Here is a 14,390-nt window from a genome sequence, read left to right on the forward strand (position 1 = left end):
ATACTTATGGTGGATACTTTAGACATGGTGGAGGAGCATTTTCTGGAAAAGATCCATCAAAAGTTGACAGATCAGCAGCTTATGCAGCTAGATGGATTGCGAAAAATATTGTTGCAGCAGGATTTGCAACAAAATGTGAAGTTCAGCTGTCTTATGCGATTGGTGTTGCAGAACCGGTATCAATTCGTGTAGAAACATTTGGAACTGGAACAGTTGAGGAAATAAAAATTGAAGAAGCTGTTGCAAAATTATTTGATTTAACGCCAAATGGAATTCAAAAGTCATTAAATTTAAGAAAACCATCATTTAGATATCAAGATTTGGCGGCTTTTGGTCATATTGGAAGAACTGATATTGATTTACCTTGGGAAAAGTTAGATAAAGTTGAAGAATTAAAAAAAGAATTATTATAATTAATTTTGAAGAATATGAATGAGAGGAGAGAAAGGGATATTTATACTGGATAAGCTAATTTCTAAAATATTATTAAAAGATGCCTAAAAAATCGAGTATAAGATATTCGACAGGAATGAAAAAAAATATATTTTTTACATTAATGTTATTTGTATTTTTATTAGCGGGGTGTTCTAAGAACATCAAGGATAATAAAGAAACAGTAGTCTTTAATCTTGGAAATGATTACAATACTTTGGATCCGCATTTATTTACAGAGATGGTAGCAGTTCAAGTTGATTCAAGCATATATGAAGGATTATTGAGATTGGATGAAAAAGGGAACTATACTGGAGGAGTTGCTGAAAGCTTCAAGGAAAACGGTAATAAATTGATATTCAAATTAAGAGACAATGCAAAATGGAGCAATGGTCAAAAGATAGTGGCAAATGATTTTGTCTTTGCATTTAAAAGAGTTTTAAATCCTAAGGTTGCGGCTCAATTTTCTGAAATGTTATTTCCTATAAAAAATGCGGAAAAATATTATAACGGAAAAGTTGGGGCAGATGCTTTGGGAGTTAAGGCAATTGATGACAAGACACTAGAAATAGAACTAGAACATCCGACAGCATATTTTAAATATATTTTGACTTTGCCAATTTCAGTTCCTTTAAATCAGAAGTTCTATGAATCGAGAGGAAATAAATATGCAGTAAAACTAGAAGACTTTTTGTTTAATGGACCTTATAAAATAACAAAATTACAGGAAGATGAAATTCTGTTAGAAAAAAATGAAAATTATTGGAATGCCAAAAATATAAAAATTCCAAAAATAAAATATATTATTTCAAAAGATTTTAGAGTAGTTGATGATTTAATTAAAAATAAAGAAATTGATATGTCGAGAGTTGAGTCTTATAATCTGGCAGAATATAAGAAAAATAAGGTTTTAGATACATATTTTAATGGAAGAGTCTGGTATCTTGATTTTAATTTAAGCAATAAATATTTGAAAAATTCTAAATTGAGAAAAGCTATTTCGATAGTCATTGATAGAAAAAAATACGTAAATGAAATTAAGAAAGATGGATCAATTGTTGCAAAATCAATTATAAGTAATGAGATTTCAGGATATAGTAAAAAATATAGAAAAAGTTATCCAGATAAAAATTATTTCAAAGATAATGATATTAAAACAGCTAAAAAATTGTATTCAGAAGCATTAAAAGAACTTGGAGTTAATAGATTAAGATTAAGATTATTATCAGGAAACTCAGATCCAGAAGTAAAAGAAATACAATTTATTCAAGAAGAATTGAGAACAAAATTAGGGTTGGAGACAGATGTTTCAACAGTTCCATTTAAAGAAAGATTATCAAAAACTAGAGCTGGAGATTATGATATAGTATTGAATACATGGTCGCCAAAATATGATGATGCTTTATCTTATTTAGATAGATGGAAAAAAGATGATAACTTAAATATGAATATCTGGTCAAAAGCTAAATACAATGCATTAGTAACAGAAATTTCAAAAATGCCATCTTCTAAAGAAAGAGACAAAAAAACAAATGAAGCTGAGAGAATACTGATTGATGAAAATGTAATTTCACCACTATATTTTTCAGTAGAAAACCATTACAGAAATCCTAGAATTAAAGGTATCATCAGAAGAAGTATTACAGGAATAGCTGATTTTACTTATGCTCATTTTTAAAATTAATTTTTACATACCCAAAGTTAAAAAAAGCAGGATGGTATTTTTATCATCCTGTGCTATAATTATATTTTAATTTTATATAAAACTTTAGATTTTCTTTTGATTTTTCCTTATTTTTTAATAGGTTGTCTTATAACTGTCTTCATTTTATTCATATTCGCTTTTCTTGGATCACTTAAATAAATTTCATGATGATGTCTTTTATCTGTTAAATCAATAATGTACCCACTTTTTTGTGCAAATTCATTCATTCTTTGAATAGTTTCGGGTTCATCATTGTAGCTTCCTATATGCATGCATTGTACACAAAACCCTTCATTATAGCTGAAAAATTCAACTTTTGAAAAATCTTTTTTCTTTTTTTCAGTAACACACTTTATAGCCCATTTCACATCTTCCCTTTTAATAAAATCAGGCACTCTAATTAAAGAAATCCAGTTAAATAATTCCTTGTTTAACAGATAATTTTCATGCTTTACATTTTCCTGCCACCAAAGCCCTTCCAACGGAGGGACAACATATTCAAAAAATCCTTCAATTTTATATTGTGTCTTGTAACTCATTTTAAGGGTGTAGGCAACTCCATATAACATTTCAACAGCTTTTTGATATTCTCCTTCTTTCTCATTGGGATTTCCTTTTCCACGTACTGCTATAAAATTCATTTTAGGAATTTCTATAATTTCAGGATTTCTCGACGGTTTATAAAATTTTTTAAATTCCTTCTTAAAATCAAATGCCATAATTATCATCTCCTAGTTATTATTTTATACTGATATAAATGTGAATTTCTGTATTTTCATAATCATTACCTGCTATATATTCTTCAAAATCATAGGTATAATTTCTTATATCAGATTTTTCCTTCCCAAATTCTTCCCAAAATTTATACCAAAATTCTCCAACAGCCTTTACAGGATCACCAAAAATCACAAATTTTGCATATTTTCCTTGTGGAATTTCTAGCTTTATCATATATTCAGGAATCACATCAATTTTATTTTTCACTTCACAGCCTGTAAGACAGTCGTACTCAAAGTCATTTTCATTACTGTAGTTATAATAGACACCGATAGCATTATCATTTATTCTGTCCTTTATATTTTGGACACCTTTTTTAGAATACAGTTTTTCCCATAAAGTTGAAATCTTTTCAGACATTGTTTCGTCATCTTTCACTCGTGCTTTAAATCCAACAAGAGTTTTTTCTTTAATTTCTACTATTTCATATTTCATAATTATACCACCTTTATCAATTTATTTGTATTGTTTTAAAAATTCTTCAGTTGGTTCTATAATCTGTATAACATCTATCAGAAGATTATCAGGACCTTCAAAAATAAAATGTCTCTGTCCCCATTCCTCATTTTGTATTTCTAGCAATATGTTCATATTTTTGTTTTCTAAAATCCTTTCATATATTTTATCAACATCTTTAACTTCAAAATTTAATATAATTCCTTTAGATTGTTGTCTAAATCTTTCTGGAATTGTTTCATGATTTTTATCTATAATTGCTATCTCAAAGTTATTCTCATGTTTTAAACTGATATACCAATCGCTGACAAATGTTTCTTTAAAATTAAAATATTTTTTTATAAAATTTCTTGTTACCTCTATGTTATTACTTAAAATTACAGGATAAAAACTATTTAACATAAAAATTCCTCCTCTTTAAAATTTTCTATAGATATTATAATACAAAAAATATGACATCAGTATGTCATATTTATAATAATATTATTTATTTATTTATTTATTTTAAACAATACTTATTCTTCAGTATGGTTCTCTAATTTTGCAATTTTAGGTTCTTCTGCTGAAATAATGTCAATTACATGATTCCATGAAAAAATCCCATAGTGCATGTATTTATTATCAAAAATATCATTATAAAAAGTAATATTTTTTACCATTTTAAGATACGAAGAATTTTTAATTATTACGAAATACTTTCCCGAAATTTTGCTATTTTCATCAGGATTTGCAAAGGATTCATTTCTAATTTGATACATTATATAGTTCTCAAATACTATCTCATAAATTTCATTATAGTTAATTAAAACAGGATAAGACTCCTTTAATATTTCATCAAGTTCTTTATCTCCTGTATTACTTACTTCAGAACCCTTTTCTCCTAAAAGAGGAAGAGTAACTATTATTTTTAATATATTATTTGTACCATCACATATCTTTAAGATATACGGTAAAATATCATCATTTTTATATTTTTCACCAAATTTTATCATTTTTTTACTCCTATTAAAAAATTAAGATAAGGATAACTATTATTTTTAAATATAATTTTTCTTCATTTTTACAATTTTTTCAAACAAAATTTTCTTTATTCTCTCTGGTTCTTTCACTTTCAAATGTTCTCCAAAAGATAGAAGATAGCCGTAAATCCATTCATTTTCAGGATATTCCATTATAATTTCAAAATCGCCATTTTCCATTTTGTTTATACTCTCTTCAGAAAATTCATCATAGACACGGTATGCTTGTGATTTATGGATTTCAACTATGATTTTTATAGTTTCTATAGTACTTTTCTTCTTATTTATTTCAAAGTCTTTACTTGTTTTTTCAAAATATTCGTTTGTTAAAGTTAGATTTTTGATTCTTGTTATTTTAAATTGACGAATATCGCTTTTTTTGTGACAATAGGCAAATAAGTACCATGCTCTTTCTTTAAACCATAAATTTAAAGGGTCTGCTGTTCTTTCAGAATGTTCACCTTTTGTGTTAAAATAATTAAATTTTACGGTTTGCTTAGTTAATATTGCCTCCTTAATTTTTTCAAATAGAGTGTTATCATCGCAATTATATCTGGAAAAGTCTATTTTTATCCAATTGTCTGATTTTTTGTTAAAAATAGCGTTTAATTTTGAAAGAGTTTTATTGTTATTTGGATAATTAGTGGCATTTAAACTTTGCAGGGCATAAAGTATTTCATTCTGCTCTCTTCTAGAAAGCAAGGATTTGTTCATTATATAGTTATCCATTAATTTTATTCCGCCATATTTTCCTCTTTGAAAATAAACTGGGATACCAGCAGAATTTAGAATGTCAATATCTCTGTAAATTGTCCTAACTGAAACTTCAAAATATGTGGCAAGTTCTTTGGCAGTAATTGTCTTTTTTTCAAGTAACAGATATAAAATTTCAAATAATCTATTAATTTTCATAATATTTTAAGCTCCTTAAATAATGTAATATTATAATAAATTTATTATTTAAATAATAGAATAACATGGAAAAATAGAAAAAAAAGGAGTAATATCTCTTCAATTGAGATAAAACTCCTTATTCCAAAGTTTTTTAATTTTTTAAATCAATTATGATTTTTATTTTTTCTTGTTTATACAAGAATTTATGTAAAGAATATATTTATTTATAAGAAATTAATTCATAGATTAACTAAATGGATTAATTGCCCATCTAAATGTCTTGTTGTAAAAATTACTGTCTAAACTAGAAACTGTTACTCTTCTACTTCCAGAAGAAGCATGAATAAATTGTCTATCACCCATATAGATACCTACGTGAGAAATACGACCTTTTCCAGTTGTTTCAAAAAATACCAAATCGCCTTTCGTCATATTCATTGATGAAATTCTTGGTTTAAATGTTGCTTGTGAACTTGAAACTCTAGGCAAGTTTACATTAGCAGCTTTTTTGAATACGTAACCAACGAAGCCCGAACAATCAAAAGTGTTTGGACCAGTTGCTCCCCAAACATATGGTGAACCTAATTTTGTTTGTGCAAACGAGATAATTTGATCTCTTACTGCTGCAGAAGAAGTTCCACTACTTTTCACCTCTTGTTTTGGTTTTGATACAACCGTTAAATCTATAGTTTTGTTACTATAGTGATTTTTGATTGTGCTTTCTAAATCTGCAAATGATACAGCAGATATAATCAAAGCTCCAGCTAGCATCAATATTTTTTTCATTATAACCTCCAATCTACCTTTGAACTTTGGTAACTTTATTATAGCAATGTTTACTTTAATTCAGATTTTTTTTTACTTAATTTTTTATTAATTCAAAAGAATAGAGTTAGAAAATTTGTTGATTTTAAAGTTTAAAAATATATTTTTAAATTTTTTTCTTGAAGTTTTTGGCAGATATTGATATAATATAGACAAAGTTGAGATCATTGTTAGAAATGTACTAACAGAAAGAAAGGATAATTGAAATGAAAAAGTTTATTTTAATTGGGATTGCAGCAATTTCAGTAATGGCTTTTGCTGATGTGAATACAAAAAAAATTCTTGAAGAATACAGAAAAGAGGCTCTTAAAAGAGAAGCAGCTCCAAAACCTGAAAGAATTATTAAAAAAAGAATCGATTTAAAATCAGTTACAGATACTTCTGAAGCAGTTACTGGGGATGAAAGTGATACAGTTGAAGTTGTGCAAGAAGGAACACAAGCTACACCAGACATAATTGAAAAAGTAAATTTCTATTTGAGAAATAATCCTGAAAAACTTCAAAAACTTGAAAAACACTACAGAGCTGTCGTTGGGCAAGAATAAATTAAAAAAAGGTACTTAATTTGATAGTGCCTTTTTGTTTTTTTGCAGAAATAAATTTATGCTATAGTATAATAAAATTGAATTTAAAAGTTATGGCTATTTTACTTGAACCTAAAGTTTATATAATTTTTAATTTTAAATGGGTTTTGAGTATATAAAATAAATATTTTAGAATTTAAAGCAGATTTATCATATAAAAATAAATTATAAAAATACTTGATATAATGTATGTTATATGATATTATAATAATATCGCTTTAAAGTTAAAATTACGTATTTTTGTTATTTTTAAATTTTTATTTTTGGATAATTTTTATGAATAAATTTTTGAAAAATATGTCTTTTAGAACTTAATTTTGAAGCATCTAGTATTCAATGATTGTTTTGAAATAAAAAAATGAGAGGATTAGATAATAATGAAATTAGGTGGTTTTTCTGAGAAAAAAAGTACAGGTAGAACAGTTTTGATAGTAATAATTGTAATAATAATATTATTTGCTTTCAAAAATAGAATTACAAGTTCATTTACATTTTTGGATGGAGTTACTCAGGCAGTAAATTTTAAGTTAGTGAAAGTAAAAAGTATGCTGTATACTCAAATTTTAAAATTAAAATCAAGAGTTAATGACATTAGCTATATTGAAGAATATGTTGAAAATAATAAAAATAGAGATTTTGAGTTACAAAAAAATAAAGTTCAAAACATGGAATTTGCATATTTAAAGGAAGAAAACGAGAAATTACGAAAAATGCTCGAAATGCGTCAAAAAAATCCATCTGAATTTATAGCAGCGGATGTAGCACTTGTTGAAACTGGAAGCTCATCAGAAAGAATGTATATAAATAAGGGATCTGCACAAGGTATAAAAATAAATTTACCAGTAATGTTTAACGGATATCTCGTTGGAAAAATTTCCAAGGTAAGTGATGAATATTCGGAAGTAACTTTATTAACAAGTAAAACTTCAAAGTTAAGTGTTGTATTAAATGGAAATGATCAACAGATTTTACGTGGTAATGGGAATGGAACATTTTCAGTTCAAAATTACAACGATGGAAAAGTTGATAAAAATACAGTATTTAATATAGAGACTTCTGGAATAAGTGACATTTTACCAAAAGGGCTAAAAATAGGAAGTTTTAGGGTAACGGATTTAAATGATTTTAATAAAATAAAGGAAATAAAATTTAAGCCGAATTTTAATGTATTTGACATTCAAAGTGTGTTAGTTTATAAGTGGAGTGTTAATGATGTAATTAATACTCAAATACAAAATCAGGTAAAAGCTGAAGAAGAACAACAAAACAAAGAAAATTCACAGGATAACTAAAGGAAGTTGTATTAATATATACAAAATAGTAACATAAATATTTAAATAAAGAGGTGAGTTTAGTTATGTTAAGACAATTAACAATGACAAAAAAAGTTATATTATTATTTTTATTGGTATCGGCATTTTCTTTTTCTAAAGATTTTTGGCAAAAAAGAAGTTTTACAGTAAATGTTACTGAAGATGCTACAATTAATGGGCAAAAAAGAAGTAAAAGTTATGTAATGGCATATAATTCAGGGACAATGAAGTTGACAATTACAGCACCAAGTACGAATAAAGGAGAAGTTTATACTTTTAATGGAAGTAAAAAAACAATTTATTATCCAAGATTAAAACAGACTGTTACTCAAAAAGTTGAAAAAAGTGAAGCAACTATATTGTCTGTATTTAACAAATTAAGAGGTATAACTTCTAAAAAGACACAAACTAGAAATGGAGATACATTCACATTTACAAATAACTGGTTAACTGCGATAAATAGCAAAGGAAATACTGTAAATTTTAGTGACTATAGATCTTCTAATGGATATAGCTATCCAACAAAGATTTCTGTAAAAAGCGGAGGTTCGCGAATAATTTATACATTGTCAAATTTTAGATAATTGTAAAAATAAAAATTTGAAGTGTATTAAAGTTTAAAATATATGAAAGTTATAAAAACAAACTGTATTGTATTAAAAAGAAAAGAAATGAGAGAAGCGGATTTATTGGTAACACTTTTTAGTAAAGATTACGGAAAAATAATGGCAACAGCTTATGGAATCCGAAAATCTAAAAAAAGAAATATTGGTTCTTTAAATCCGCTAAATAAAATTGAAATTACACTTTTTCAAAAGAATAATTATTATGTTGTAAAAGATATAGAAATTATAAAAGATTTTAAAAAAATATTGAAAAATATTGAAAAATTGGAAATATCGTTGTACATACTGGATAGTATAGATAAAATTTATTATATGACTGAAGAAAATGGAGATTTTTTTGATAAATTAGTAGACATATTAAGTTTTATTGATGCTCTTCCATATATAAAAAAAGGATATAAATATTACATTATACTATCATTTTTAAGAAGAATAATGATAGAACACGGAATTTATGATATAAATGAGATTAATTTAATATTTGAAAAAAATAATAGGCAAGACATACAAAAATATAAAGAAATTTTGAAAATTTCAAGAAATAATTTTTGTATGGATGAAATTCAAGAAAAAATGGAAAGTTATATAAGTTTTTTAAAAAAAGTAGTTGTAATTTTTGAAAGTTTTGTAAATAGAAATTTGCAAACGAAAATAGAAATAAAGAAATTTATTATGGAGGAATTTTATGGAAACTAAAAATGTTGCTGACTATATCAAAGTGAATACGATAAATCTAAATTTAGAATCAAAAAGTAAAAATTCGGTAATTAAAGAGTTGTATAATAATTTAAAAAAAACAAATTTAATAAAAGATGAAGAATTGGGATTAAGTGATATTTTTGCTAGGGAAGAAATGGGATCGACTGGAATTGGAAAAGGAATTGCATTACCACATGCAAAGACAAAAGCAGTAGATGAATTGATAGCAACTTTTGGAATTTCAAAAAATGAAATAGATTATGAATCATTAGATAATGAAAATGTAAATATTTTTTTTATGTTTTTATGTCCAGAAGAAAAAACACAAGAATATTTGAAAGTATTAGCAAGAATATCAAGATTGATAAGAGATAATAAATTTATAGATAATTTATTAAAAGCTGAGTCAAATGAAGAAATCATTAGAATTATCCGAACTGAAGAAATGAATGGATAATATTTTTTAAATAAAAGTTTTTAATTTTTCAAAGAAGTTTAGCAAAGATCCTGCTACTTATATGAATTGGGATCAGATAATTAGTTATTCGTAAATGTTTATTAATTAAAATGAATAAATGAAGAGATTCAGAAAGATAAGGGTATAAATTATGAGATGTCCATTTTGCGGTTATGAAAATACAAAAGTTATTGATAGTCGTTCCTATTTTGAAGGAAACTCAATTAAGCGGCGACGTGAGTGTGAAAAATGTGGAAAAAGATTTACAACTCATGAAAAAGTTGCTGAATTATCATTGATTGTAATAAAAAAAAGTGGAGAAAAACAGCCTTATTCACGTGAGAAAGTTTATAATGGAATTGTTAGAGCGTTTGAAAACCGTAATATTGATATTGAAAAAATTGAGGAAACAATAGATAAAATTGAACGTGAGATATTAACAGAATATTCAGGTGAAATAAAATCTAGTGAATTAGGTGAAAAGATACTTTCATATTTGATAGACTTGGATGAGATTGCTTACGTGAGATTTGCTTCTGTTTATAAAAAGTTTGACAGTTTAGATAGCTTTATAAAGGAAATAGAAAAAATAAGAAATAAAAAGCAGGAGGAATAATGAAAAAATTACGTTTTATTGGAAATATTATATTTTTTAGTTTGGTAGTCTATTTTATTGGGCAAAGTGTAAGTGTATTTTTAGGTAAAAAAGCTATGGAAATTAGTTTGGCTAATACAAATGCTGAAATAAAAGAGCTTGAAGCCAAAAAAAGTAAATTATTATATCAGGAAAAAAATTCAGATGAACATGAAAAGGTTGAAAAATTTGCAAGAAATGATTTGAGTTTAAAAAAAGAAGGAGAAGAAACTTATAAAGTTCCAGAATAATTTATTTTTAAATTATTAAATTTTAATTTTATAAGTTGGAGAATGATGAATAGTTTTATTAATATAGAAAATTTAAAAAGTAAACTTGATAACTATAAAATAGAAGATGAGAAAGATAAGTATATTTTCAGGGCAAACTCTAAATATATAATTTCGTCATCTATTTTTTTTATAATAATTGCTGCTATAGCAATATATTCGTTGTATAAAGGAATTGTTGGAATTGAAAAACTTACACCGATAAAAATTATTTTTATTGTGATTCTTTTGGGATATGTTGTAGGAGCAACATTTGTTTTATTTAGTTACAAAATTGTAATAGAAAATAATAAAATATTTTTAAAAAAAATATGTATTAAAATGGAAGATATTGAGAGTGCAGCTATAAGGATGATGAGAATAAATTCTAGCAAATCAGATAAATTTTTAGAAGTGATAACAAAAGATAAAAAAAAGGTACAAATTAGATTGAATATAAGTAATGAATTATTATTCTTGAAATTGATACAGAATCAAATTGGAGAAAAAATGGATATTTAGAATATTTAAGAAAGGTTTGAAATATGAATATAAAAAAAATAGTTTTTATAATAAACATAATTTTGTGCGGATTCATTTTTGCTGATGATATTTCAGTAAAAAAAGCACTTGTTAAGGTTTATGCTGCACATCAGATGTTTAATTATGCTTCACCTTGGCAAAATGGGCAAGATTTTAATTCAACAGCTACAGGATTTATTATAGATGGAAACAGGATTATTACGAATGCTCATGCAGTATTAAATGAGAAGTTTTTACAAGTTAGAAAAGAAGGGGACTCGAGAAAATATAAAGCAAATGTTAAATTTATTTCAGAAGAATATGATTTGGCAATGATTGATGTAGAAGATAAGGCTTTTTTTAATGGAACAACTACATTAAAATTAGGTGAACTTCCAAAAATTGAGGATAGTCTTACAGTTTATGGATATCCACTTGGAGGAGATAAGCTAAGTACAACTAGAGGAATTGTCTCAAGAATGGAACATAATACATATACTTTGACAAATCAGAAATTTTTGATTGGACAGACTGATGCTGCGATTAATAGTGGAAATAGCGGAGGACCAGTTTTGAGTAATGGAAAAGTTGTGGGAGTTGCTTTTGCGGGGCTTACACAAGCTGATAATATTGGATACTTTATTCCTGTTAACATACTTAATAATTTTTTGGATGACATAAAAGATGGAAACTATGATGGACCTCCAAAATTAGGTATACAATGGGCAAAATTAGAAAGTACATCACAACGTAAAATGTTAGGATTGAATAATGATTCAAAAGGTATTATTATAAAAAAAGTTTTTCAAAACTCACCATTTAGTGGAATTTTAAAAAGAAATGATGTATTATTAAAATTAGATGGAAAAGATATTGAATCAGATGGGACAGTAGAATTTCGTAAAAATGAAAAGACTGATTTTAATTTTATAAATCAGGAAAAAAAATATGGACAAAATTTAAGTTATGAAATTATAAGAGATAAAAAAGTTGAAAAAGGACAAGTTACACTTAAAAAGACAGATATAAAATATAGTGTTGTAAAAAGTACGAAGTTGCAAGACTCTCCTTCATATTATATTTATGGGGGACTAGTTTTTGAACCGCTTACAACAAATTATATTACAGCAGTTTCACAGGCCAGTCCTACTGATACTTTACCTGCAATTTATGATAGAGAAGAACTGTTCAAGGACTATAATGGTCTTGTTATATTAGTGAGAGTTCTTCCATTTGATGTAAATTTAGGATATTCAGATTTAGAAAATAAAATTATTACAAAAGTTAATGGTGAAAAATATAAAGATTTTAACGATTTTGTTAGAAAAATTAAAAATACTAATAATGAATTTATTGTTTTTGAAGATGAAGAAGGTAATGAAATTGTGCTAGATGTGGCTCAAGTAAAGGCACAGCGAGAAGCACTTATGGAAAATTATAATATTTCACATGAAATGTCAAATGATGTAAAATAGAACTTTTAAAATTATACGGATTTTGGATTTAATAAAACAAATATTATGAAACAAAAAGTTTTTATTCATTGTGGAAATAAAAAAAATTAAGTTAGTGATTAGGTCTAATTTCAAAATAAGGTAAATTAAATTGTAAAATATATTTAGTACAGAATATTAATATTAAAAGAACTAAAAAAATGTTTAAAAGTAGAAAGGAAGAGCATAAGAGAAATATGGTAGAATTTTTTATTGCATTTAGACACATTATTGAAAGAAAATTTCAAAGTATATTTTCAGTATTAGGAGTAGCTATTGCAGTAACGGTTTTTATTGTTTCAATGACTGTTTCAAATGGATTGAATAAAAATATGATAAATTCATTGTTGACAATGAGTCCTCATATTCTTATAAAAAACAAGAAAACAACTTTTTTTGAAAATTATGGAGAAACTGTAGAAAATATAAAAAAAATTAAAGGCGTAAAAGCTGTTATTCCACAAATAAATAGTCAGTCTATATTAAAGAGTGAAGGATTGGCTAAAGGTGTGTTAGCTGATGGAATTAGTCCAGAAAATGTGAAAAACGGACTTAATTTAAGAATAATAGATGGGAATAACAATATTTCAGAGCTTAATTCAGTTTTAGTTGGTGAACAATTAGCAATTGAGATGAATTTAAAAGTCGGAAAGGAAATAAGTCTTGTATCATCTGAAAATAAGGAAATAAAACTTATAGTAAGGGGAATTTTTAAGACAGGATCCTTAGATTATGATTCAAATCTTATAGTTGTGCCTTTGGAAACAATGCAAATTTTATCAGACCAAGGGAAAGTAGCAACTGAAATTGGAATTAAAGTTGAACATCCTGAAAAAGTCGAACAAACATTATCTTATGTAAAAAATGCTGTAAATTCTAAAGAGTACGGAGTAATAAGCTGGAAAATAATTAATCAAAATTTATTAAAGGCAGTACAGTTTGAAAAATTTGTATTAATTGCTATTTTGAGCTTACTTTTGATTATTGCAAGTTTTGCTGTATCAGTAATTTTAAATATGATTGTTCGCGAAAAAATAAAAGATATTGGGATTTTAAAATCAATTGGTTATACAAATAGAAGTATTAGAAAGATTTTTACAATAGAAGGTTTAATAATCGGAGTTTTTGGAATGATTTTAGCAAGTGGACTTTCACCGATTGTGTTGATGACTTTAAAGGTTTTGTTTAAAGCATATATGAAAGGTGGGACTTATTATTTGGAAGAATTGCCACTATATATTTCGCAACAGGAACTTTTGATTATTTATGGAGTAACATTTGTTGTCGTATTTTTATCAACAATTTTCCCAGCAACAAGGGCAGCAAGATTAAAACCTGTGGAGGCGTTGAAATATGAATAAAATAATAGAATTGAGGAATGTCAATAAAATTTATAAGACAAAAGTTGAAAATATTCATATATTGAAAAATATAAATTTGGCATTTAATAAAGGAGATTTCATTTCAATTCAAGGTAAGTCAGGAAGCGGGAAAACATCTCTTTTAAATATATTGGGACTTTTGGATGAGCCAACTGATGGAGAAATTTACATTAGTGGAGAAAAAATCCATTATAGAGATGAAAAAGCTAAAACTATGATAAGAAATGAGAAAATAGGATTTGTATTTCAGTTTCATTATCTGCTAAATGAATTTACTGCACTTGAAAATGTTATGATGCCCGC

19 protein-coding genes are annotated in these 14,390 nt (G+C 26.1%); 13 read left to right on the top strand and 6 right to left on the bottom strand.

The genetic code is table 11. The annotated features are described in order from the left end of the window. Positions 1-413 (top strand): methionine adenosyltransferase domain-containing protein (locus ACO409_RS08445; protein ID WP_485556336.1); only part of this gene is annotated, 413 nt, incomplete at its 5' end. A gap of 116 nt (positions 414-529) precedes the next feature. Beyond that, positions 530-2,110 (top strand): peptide ABC transporter substrate-binding protein, encoded by a 1,581-nt coding sequence (locus ACO409_RS08450; protein ID WP_485556337.1) that lies wholly within the window; start codon positions 530-532, stop codon positions 2,108-2,110. A 113-nt stretch (positions 2,111-2,223) separates the two neighbouring features. Here ACO409_RS08450 and ACO409_RS08455 read toward each other — a convergent pair whose 3' ends face one another. The 6 genes from ACO409_RS08455 to ACO409_RS08480 form a co-directional block, all read right to left on the bottom strand. Further along, positions 2,224-2,856, bottom strand: a complete 633-nt coding sequence (locus tag ACO409_RS08455) for a GyrI-like domain-containing protein (RefSeq protein ID WP_485556338.1) — start codon at positions 2,854-2,856, stop codon at positions 2,224-2,226. A gap of 19 nt (positions 2,857-2,875) precedes the next feature. Next, positions 2,876-3,349: a GyrI-like domain-containing protein gene (locus ACO409_RS08460; protein ID WP_485556339.1), complete on the bottom strand. Its 474-nt coding sequence runs from the start codon at positions 3,347-3,349 to the stop codon at positions 2,876-2,878. Positions 3,350-3,370: 21 nt separating this feature from the next. Beyond that, positions 3,371-3,772 (bottom strand): VOC family protein, encoded by a 402-nt coding sequence (locus ACO409_RS08465; protein ID WP_485556340.1) that lies wholly within the window; start codon positions 3,770-3,772, stop codon positions 3,371-3,373. A gap of 113 nt (positions 3,773-3,885) precedes the next feature. Further along, positions 3,886-4,362 carry a hypothetical protein gene (locus ACO409_RS08470; protein WP_147003291.1) on the bottom strand — a complete coding sequence of 159 codons (477 nt, stop codon included), beginning with the start codon at positions 4,360-4,362 and terminating at the stop codon, positions 3,886-3,888. A 45-nt stretch (positions 4,363-4,407) separates the two neighbouring features. Then, positions 4,408-5,301 (bottom strand): helix-turn-helix transcriptional regulator, encoded by an 894-nt coding sequence (locus ACO409_RS08475; RefSeq protein WP_485556341.1) that lies wholly within the window; start codon positions 5,299-5,301, stop codon positions 4,408-4,410. A gap of 228 nt (positions 5,302-5,529) precedes the next feature. Continuing rightward, a complete protein-coding gene (locus tag ACO409_RS08480; protein WP_485556342.1) occupies positions 5,530-6,069 on the bottom strand; it encodes a C40 family peptidase in 540 nt (179 codons plus the stop codon). 245 nt (positions 6,070-6,314) lie between these two features. Between ACO409_RS08480 and ACO409_RS08485 the strand changes: the two genes are divergently transcribed. The 11 genes from ACO409_RS08485 to ACO409_RS08535 all read left to right on the top strand — a co-directional run. Further along, positions 6,315-6,653 (top strand): hypothetical protein, encoded by a 339-nt coding sequence (locus tag ACO409_RS08485; protein ID WP_485556343.1) that lies wholly within the window; start codon positions 6,315-6,317, stop codon positions 6,651-6,653. A 416-nt stretch (positions 6,654-7,069) separates the two neighbouring features. Next, complete coding sequence (mreC, locus tag ACO409_RS08490; RefSeq protein WP_485556344.1) at positions 7,070-7,984, top strand: rod shape-determining protein MreC; 915 nt, start codon at positions 7,070-7,072, stop codon at positions 7,982-7,984. 65 nt (positions 7,985-8,049) lie between these two features. Then, positions 8,050-8,589: a hypothetical protein gene (locus ACO409_RS08495; protein WP_485556345.1), complete on the top strand. Its 540-nt coding sequence runs from the start codon at positions 8,050-8,052 to the stop codon at positions 8,587-8,589. A gap of 42 nt (positions 8,590-8,631) precedes the next feature. Then, entirely contained in the window at positions 8,632-9,327 is a 696-nt protein-coding gene (gene recO, locus ACO409_RS08500; protein ID WP_485556346.1) for a DNA repair protein RecO, read from the top strand. Beyond that, positions 9,317-9,787, top strand: a complete 471-nt coding sequence (locus ACO409_RS08505; protein WP_485556347.1) for a PTS sugar transporter subunit IIA — start codon at positions 9,317-9,319, stop codon at positions 9,785-9,787. Before recO ends, ACO409_RS08505 begins: the two co-directional genes overlap by 11 nt. A 151-nt stretch (positions 9,788-9,938) precedes the next feature. Next, positions 9,939-10,403, top strand: coding sequence for a transcriptional regulator NrdR (nrdR, locus tag ACO409_RS08510; protein WP_485556348.1), 465 nt, complete (start codon positions 9,939-9,941; stop codon positions 10,401-10,403). Then, positions 10,403-10,672 (top strand): FtsB family cell division protein, encoded by a 270-nt coding sequence (locus ACO409_RS08515; RefSeq protein WP_485556349.1) that lies wholly within the window; start codon positions 10,403-10,405, stop codon positions 10,670-10,672. Before nrdR ends, ACO409_RS08515 begins: the two co-directional genes overlap by 1 nt. 45 nt (positions 10,673-10,717) lie before the next feature. After that, positions 10,718-11,212: a hypothetical protein gene (locus tag ACO409_RS08520; RefSeq protein WP_485556350.1), complete on the top strand. Its 495-nt coding sequence runs from the start codon at positions 10,718-10,720 to the stop codon at positions 11,210-11,212. Between the two features lie 23 nt (positions 11,213-11,235). Continuing rightward, positions 11,236-12,687: a S1C family serine protease gene (locus tag ACO409_RS08525; RefSeq protein WP_485556351.1), complete on the top strand. Its 1,452-nt coding sequence runs from the start codon at positions 11,236-11,238 to the stop codon at positions 12,685-12,687. A 215-nt stretch (positions 12,688-12,902) separates the two neighbouring features. Next, positions 12,903-14,066, top strand: a complete 1,164-nt coding sequence (locus ACO409_RS08530) for an ABC transporter permease (protein ID WP_485556355.1) — start codon at positions 12,903-12,905, stop codon at positions 14,064-14,066. Further along, positions 14,059-14,390: ABC transporter ATP-binding protein (locus ACO409_RS08535; protein ID WP_485556353.1), on the top strand; the 332-nt coding region annotated here is incomplete at its 3' end. The genes ACO409_RS08530 and ACO409_RS08535, both read left to right, overlap by 8 nt.

The organism is Leptotrichia sp., from assembly GCF_057270615.1.